Consider the following 6,713-nt stretch of genomic DNA (forward strand, 5'->3'; position numbering starts at 1 on the left):
AGCCGATGGCCCGCATCCGCGGGAGTTTACACGTGGACGAGCGTACCTTCGTCCTCGCCCAGCACGATGCGCTTGAGCGCGCCCGGCTTGTTGATCGAAAACACGCGAATCGGCAGCTTCTGGTCGCGGCACAGCGCGAAGGCCGTCGCGTCCATCACCTGCAGGTTGCGGCTGATCGCCTCGTCGAACGTGATCGTCGTGTAGCGCGTGGCCGACGGATCCTTCTTCGGATCGGCAGAATATACGCCATCGACTTTGGTCGCCTTCAGCACGACCTCGGCGCCCACTTCCGAACCGCGCAGCGCGGCGGCCGTGTCCGTCGTGAAGAACGGGTTGCCCGTACCGGCCGCGAAGATCACGACGCGGCCTTCCTCGAGCTGGCGAATCGCGCGGGGCCGGATGTACGGCTCGACGACCTGGTCCATGCGCAGCGCGGACTGCACGCGCGCCTCGATGCCGGCGTGCCGCATCGCGTCCTGCAGCGCCAGCGCGTTCATCATCGTCGCGAGCATCCCCATGTAGTCCGCCGTCGCGCGATCCATGCCGGCCGCGCCACCCGCGACACCGCGGAAAATATTACCGCCACCGATCACGACCGCGAGCTGCGTACCGAGACGCACGACTTCGGCGATATCGGCCACCATCCGTTCGATCGTCGCGCGATTGATGCCGAAGGCATCGTCGCCCATCAGCGCTTCGCCGGAGAGTTTGAGGAGGACGCGTTTATAGGCATTGGACATAGGGGCTTCCGAGCGACGAGAGGATGACAACCACGAACTGTAGGGGCGAAATACTGATTCGGGCAAGCGCCGACGGTCGAACCGGGTTTCCCGGCCGGCCGGCGGCGGCGCCGACCGCGGCGGAGCGGACGCCCGCCGCGGATACTGCCTGACTGCTTACGGCTTACTGCTGCTTTGCTGCTGCGACTTGCGCGGCCACTTCGGCGGCGAAGTCGTCCTGGCGCTTCTCGATGCCTTCGCCGACGACGAACAGCGCGAACTTCTGCACTGCCGCATTCGCTGCCTTCAGCATCTGCTCGATCGTCTGCTTGTCGTTCTTCACGAACGTCTGGTTCAGCAGCGACACTTCCTTCAGGTACTTCTGGACGCTACCGTCGACCATCTTCGCGACGATCTCGGCCGGCTTGCCCGATTCCGCAGCCTTCTGCTCGGCCACGCGGCGTTCCGTCTCGATCAGTTCCGCCGGCACGTCAGCCGACGACAGCGCGACCGGCTTCATTGCCGCGATGTGCATCGCGACGTCCTTGCCGACCTGCTCTTCCGCGCCCGTGTACTCGACGATCACGCCGATACGCGCGCCGTGCAGGTACGTTGCGATCTTGTTCGCGGTTTCGAAACGGACGAAACGGCGGATCGAGACGTTCTCGCCGATCTTGCCGATCAGGGCCAGACGCACTGCGTCGACCGTCGAGCCTTCGAGCGGCAGTGCCGACAGCGCTGCCACGTCGGCCGGGTTCTGCGTCGCGACGAGTTCTGCAACCGTCTTCGAGAATGCGAGGAAGTCGTCGTTCTTCGCGACGAAGTCGGTTTCGCAGTTCAGCTCGACCAGCGCGCCTGCGTTGCCGCCGACGAACGATGCGACGACGCCTTCTGCCGTCACGCGCGATGCCGCCTTGCTCGCCTTGTTGCCGAGCTTGACGCGCAGCAGCTCTTCAGCCTTGGCCAGATCGCCGTCGGCTTCCGTCAGCGCCTTCTTGCACTCCATCATCGGTGCGTCGGTCTTCGCGCGCAGTTCTGCCACCATGCTTGCGGTAATTGCCGCCATCATTCGCTCCTTGAGTCTGTATTCACAACGCCGCCCGCTTGGACGCGAACGGCCGAAAATCGTTTCCGGACCCGCGCCGATTCGGCGCGATCAGGTCCGGCGCACAAGCTTAAAAAAAGGGGGCCTGTTGAGAGCCCCCTTTTTGCGCCGGCTCGGGGCCAGTTACGCGTTTTCCTCGACGTACTCGTCGTCGCCGCGTGCGGCCTGGACCACTTCGTTGACCGCGTTCGCACGGCCTTCGAGGATCGCGTCGGCCACGCCTTCGGCGTACAGCGCGACTGCCTTGCTCGAGTCGTCGTTACCCGGGATCACGTAATCCACACCTTCCGGCGAGTGGTTCGTATCGACCACGGCGATGACCGGCACGCCCAGCTTGTTCGCTTCCGTGACGGCAATCTTGTGATAGCCGACGTCGACGACGAAGATTGCGTCCGGAATGCCGCCCATGTCCTTCACGCCGCCGATCGACTTCTGCAGCTTCGCGATTTCGCGTTCGAACAGCAGCGCTTCCTTCTTGCTCATCTTCTCGAGCTCGCCTGCCTCGACTGCCGCTTCCATGTCCTTCAGGCGCTTGATCGATACCTTCAGCGTCTTGAAGTTGGTCATCATGCCGCCGAGCCAGCGTGCGTTGACGTACGGCATGCCCGCGCGCTGCGCTTCCTGGGCGATCGTGTCACGCGATTGACGCTTCGTGCCGACGAACAGGATCGTGCCGCGGTTCGCTGCCAGCTGGCGCACGTACTTCTGTGCGTCCGTGAACATCGGCAGCGTCTTTTCGAGGTTGATGATGTGAATCTTGTTGCGGTGACCGAAAATGAACGGAGCCATCTTCGGGTTCCAGAAGCGCGTCTGGTGACCGAAGTGGACACCCGCTTCCAGCATTTGGCGCATCGTAACTGCCATGTAAATTCTCCACGAGGGTTGGGTCTTAAGCCGGCCGCCGTACCGCCGCACGAACCTGCCCCGAAAGGCACGATTTCCGCGCGGCCGGCACCCTGGTTGCGCCGGCTTGCGATTCGGCACGTGCAAAACGCCCGTGCCGTAAGCCTTTCACCGCGATGCCGCCCCGGAATGGGGCGCTACGGCATTTGGATGTCGACTTAGCCAAAGAGTATAGCACGCCGATTTGTCCGCTCTCAAGTCGCTCACCACTTTCGCTTGCCGCGCGGCAGCCGGCCGGACAATCCGCGAAAACCCGCACCCGCACCGCCGGCAGGGGCTGCGACGCCTGCCAGAAGGTGCGATAATCCGTCAATTCACCGCATTCCAGGCATACCTCGATGGCTATTACGCTCAAAAACGAACACGATATCGCCGAGATGCGCGTCGCCTGCCGTCTCGCGAGCGAAGTGCTCGACTTCATCACGCCGCACGTCGTCGCTGGCATCACGACCGCCGAACTCGACCGCCTCTGCCACGAGTTCATGCTCAACGAACAGGGCACGATCCCGGCACCGCTGAACTACCAGCCGCCCGGCTATCCGCCGTACCCGAAGGCCACCTGCATTTCGGTCAACGACGTGATCTGCCACGGCATTCCCGGCGAGAAGGTGATCAAGAACGGCGACGCGCTGAACATCGACATCACCGTGATCAAGAACGGCTACTTCGGCGACACCAGCCGGATGTTCATCGTCGGCGAGGGCTCGATCCTCGCGAAGCGCCTCGTGCAGACCACCTACGAATGCATGTGGCTCGGCATCGACCAGGTCAAGCCCGGCGCGCACCTCGGCGACATCGGCTACGCGATCCAGAAACACGCGGAAGCGCAAGGCTACAGCGTCGTGCGCGAATATTGCGGCCACGGCATCGGCACGGTGTTCCACGAGGATCCGCAGGTCGTCCACTACGGCCGTCCGGGCACCGGCATCGAACTGAAGGCCGGGATGATCTTCACGATCGAGCCGATGATCAACGCCGGCAAGCGCGACATCCGCACGATGCCCGACCAGTGGACGGTCAAGACGCGCGACCGCAGCCTGTCGGCGCAGTGGGAGCACACGGTGCTCGTCACCGAAACCGGCTACGAGGTGCTGACCGTGTCGGCCGGCACGCCGGCACGCCCCGTGTTCGCGCAACCGGCCGCCGCGGTTTGAGCGCTCTCGCGCCAGCCCGCCCTACCCGCACCACCTGCACCTGACCGGCCGCCCATGAGCGCTCACGCCGCCCCCTCGCCCGACGCGCTGTCGCGGCGCGCCGAATTCAAGGCCGCCAAGACGGAGATGCTCGAGCGCTTTCGCCGCGCGACGAACGTCGCGTCCCTGATGCACGCGCTGTCGAAACTCACCGACGATGCGCTCAAGCGCGTGTGGGACGACTGCGGGCTGCCCGCGACGCTGGCACTCGTCGCCGTCGGCGGCTACGGGCGCGGCGAGCTCGCGCCCTATTCCGACGTCGACATCCTCGTGCTGCTGCCCGATGCGCACGACCCCGCGCTCGACGCGCGCATCGAACGCTTCATCGGGATGGCGTGGGATCTCGGCCTCGAGATCGGCAGCAGCGTGCGCACGGTCGCGCAGTGCATCGAGGAGGCGTCGCAGGACGTCACGGTGCAAACGTCCCTGCTGGAAGCGCGCCGCATCGTCGGCAGCACCGCGTTGTTCGAGCGCTTCACGGTGCGCTACCACGAGGCGCTCGACGCCCGCGCGTTCTTCACCGCGAAGGTGCTCGAGATGCGCCAGCGCCACGCGAAGTTCCAGGACACGCCGTACAGCCTCGAGCCGAACGTGAAGGAAAGCCCCGGCGGGCTGCGCGACCTGCAGACGATCCTGTGGATCGCGCGCGCGGCAGGCTTCGGCAGCAGCTGGCGCGAACTCGACACGCGCGGCCTCATCACCGATCGCGAAGCGCGCGAGCTGCGCCGCAACGAAGGTTTCCTGAAGACGCTGCGCGCGCGGCTGCACGTGATCGCCGGCCGCCGCCAGGACATGCTCGTGTTCGATCTGCAGACGCAGGCGGCCGAGAGCTTCGGCTACCAGCCGACGCAGACCAAGCGCGCGAGCGAGCAGCTGATGCGCCGCTATTACTGGGCCGCGAAAGCCGTCACGCAGCTCGCGACGATCCTGATCCAGAACATCGAGGCGCAGCTCTTTCCCGCGACGAGCGGCATCACGCGCGTGCTGTCGCCCGACCGCTTCGTCGAGAAGCAGGGGATGCTCGAGATCGTCGACGACGGCGTGTTCGAGCGCCATCCCGACGCGATCCTCGAAGCGTTCCTGCTGTACGAGACGACCCGCGGCGTGAAGGGCCTGTCCGCCCGCACGCTGCGCGCGCTGTACAACTCGCGCGAGATCATGAACAACGCGTGGCGCCGCGATCCGCAGAACCGCGACACGTTCATGCGGATCCTGCAGCAGCCCGAAGGCATCACGCACGCGTTCCGGCTGATGAACCAGACGAGCGTGCTCGGCCGCTATCTGCTGAACTTCCGCCGCATCGTCGGCCAGATGCAGCACGACCTGTACCACGTGTACACGGTCGACCAGCACATCCTGATGGTGTTGCGCAACATCCGCCGCTTCGCGGTGGCCGAGCACGCGCACGAATATCCGTTCTGCAGCCAGTTGATCGGCAACTTCGAGCGCCCGTGGGTGCTGTATGTCGCCGCGCTGTTCCACGACATCGCGAAAGGCCGCGGCGGCGATCACTCGACGCTCGGGATGGCCGATGCGCGGCGCTTCTGCCGCGAGCACGGCATCGCCGGCGACGACGCGTCGTTGATCGTGTGGCTCGTCCAGCATCACCTGACGATGAGCCAGGTCGCGCAGAAGCAGGACACGAGCGACCCCGAAGTCATCAAGCGCTTTGCCGAAGTCGTCGGCAACGAACGCTACCTCACCGCGCTGTACCTGCTGACCGTCGCCGATATCCGCGGCACGAGCCCGAAGGTGTGGAACACGTGGAAAGGCAAGCTGCTCGAGGACCTGTACCGTATCACGCTCGCGGTGCTCGGCGGGGCCAACCCCGACGCGCATTCGGAGCTGAAGTCGCGGCAGGAGCAGGCGCTCGCGCTGCTGCGCCTCGAGACCGTGCCCGAGGACGCCCATCGCGCGCTGTGGGACCAGCTCGACGTCGGCTTCTTCCTGCGTCACGACGCAGCCGACATCGCGTGGCAGACACGCGTGCTGTACCGGCACGTGAACGCCGAAACCGCGATCGTCCGCGCACGGCCGTCGCCAATCGGCGACGCGCTGCAGGTGCTCGTGTACGTGAAGGATCGCCCCGACCTGTTCGCGGGCATCTGCGCGTATTTCGACCGCAACGGGCTGTCGGTGCTCGACGCGCGCGTCAGCACGACGCGGCACGGCTACGCGCTCGACAACTTCATCGTCACGCAGACCGAACGCGACGTGCGCTACCGCGACATCGCGAATCTCGTCGAACAACAGCTCGCGTCGCGGCTCACCGAAACCGCACCGCTGCCGGAGCCGTCCAAAGGCCGCCTGTCGAGGCTGTCCCGGACGTTTCCGATCACGCCGCGCGTCGACCTGCGGGCCGACGAGCGCGGCCAGTACTACATCCTGTCCGTGTCGGCCAACGACCGGCCGGGCCTTCTCTATTCGATCGCGCGCGTACTCGCCGAGCATCGGATCGGCGTCCACGCGGCGCGGATCAATACGCTCGGCGAACGCGTCGAGGACATCTTCCTGCTCGCGGGTGCCGGCCTGTCCGACAACCGCCTGCAGATCCAGCTTGAAACCGAGTTGCTGCGTGCGATCGCAGTCTGAATGAATTCCAGCGTTTATGCGCACCAAACTAACCGTCAAGAATCCGAAGCCGGCGTCGCCGACCCGCGCCCCTGTCCGCTCCGGCAGCCTCGTCGCCCGCAAGGCGGTGCGTCCCGCTGCGCCGCCCGCAGGGGACAAGCCGGCCCGCCCGAAGAAGGCCGCCCCGGCCGCCGCCGGCGAACGCTCGTTCAAGCCGCGCGG

The 6,713-nt window shown here is 65.7% G+C and carries 5 protein-coding genes and 1 pseudogene; 3 read left to right on the forward strand and 3 right to left on the reverse strand.

All coding sequences use genetic code 11. From position 1 onward, the window contains the following. Positions 1-26: 26 nt before the first annotated feature. The 3 genes from pyrH to rpsB all read right to left on the reverse strand — a co-directional run bounded on the left by pyrH (position 27) and on the right by rpsB (position 2,688). Entirely contained in the window at positions 27-740 is a 714-nt protein-coding gene (pyrH, locus tag DPV74_RS20155) for a UMP kinase (protein WP_011352459.1), read from the reverse strand. Positions 741-903: 163 nt separating this feature from the next. Continuing rightward, entirely contained in the window at positions 904-1,785 is an 882-nt protein-coding gene (gene tsf, locus DPV74_RS20160; RefSeq protein WP_021159104.1) for a translation elongation factor Ts, read from the reverse strand. Positions 1,786-1,947: 162 nt separating this feature from the next. Beyond that, positions 1,948-2,688 (reverse strand): 30S ribosomal protein S2, encoded by a 741-nt coding sequence (rpsB, locus tag DPV74_RS20165; protein WP_006483818.1) that lies wholly within the window; start codon positions 2,686-2,688, stop codon positions 1,948-1,950. A gap of 377 nt (positions 2,689-3,065) precedes the next feature. On the opposite strand from rpsB, the gene map reads away from it, so the two are divergent. From map to DPV74_RS20180, 3 genes and pseudogenes are all read left to right on the forward strand, one after another. Further along, positions 3,066-3,881, forward strand: coding sequence for a type I methionyl aminopeptidase (gene map, locus DPV74_RS20170; RefSeq protein ID WP_021159103.1), 816 nt, complete (start codon positions 3,066-3,068; stop codon positions 3,879-3,881). Positions 3,882-3,935: 54 nt separating this feature from the next. Beyond that, positions 3,936-6,512, forward strand: a complete 2,577-nt coding sequence (locus DPV74_RS20175) for a [protein-PII] uridylyltransferase (RefSeq protein WP_027787088.1) — start codon at positions 3,936-3,938, stop codon at positions 6,510-6,512. A gap of 16 nt (positions 6,513-6,528) precedes the next feature. Then, positions 6,529-6,713, forward strand: a pseudogene (locus DPV74_RS20180) (pseudouridine synthase); the annotation flags it as partial.

The sequence above is a fragment of the Burkholderia sp. HAN2018 genome, from assembly GCF_024704855.1.
GTDB lineage: Bacteria > Pseudomonadota > Gammaproteobacteria > Burkholderiales > Burkholderiaceae > Burkholderia > Burkholderia cepacia.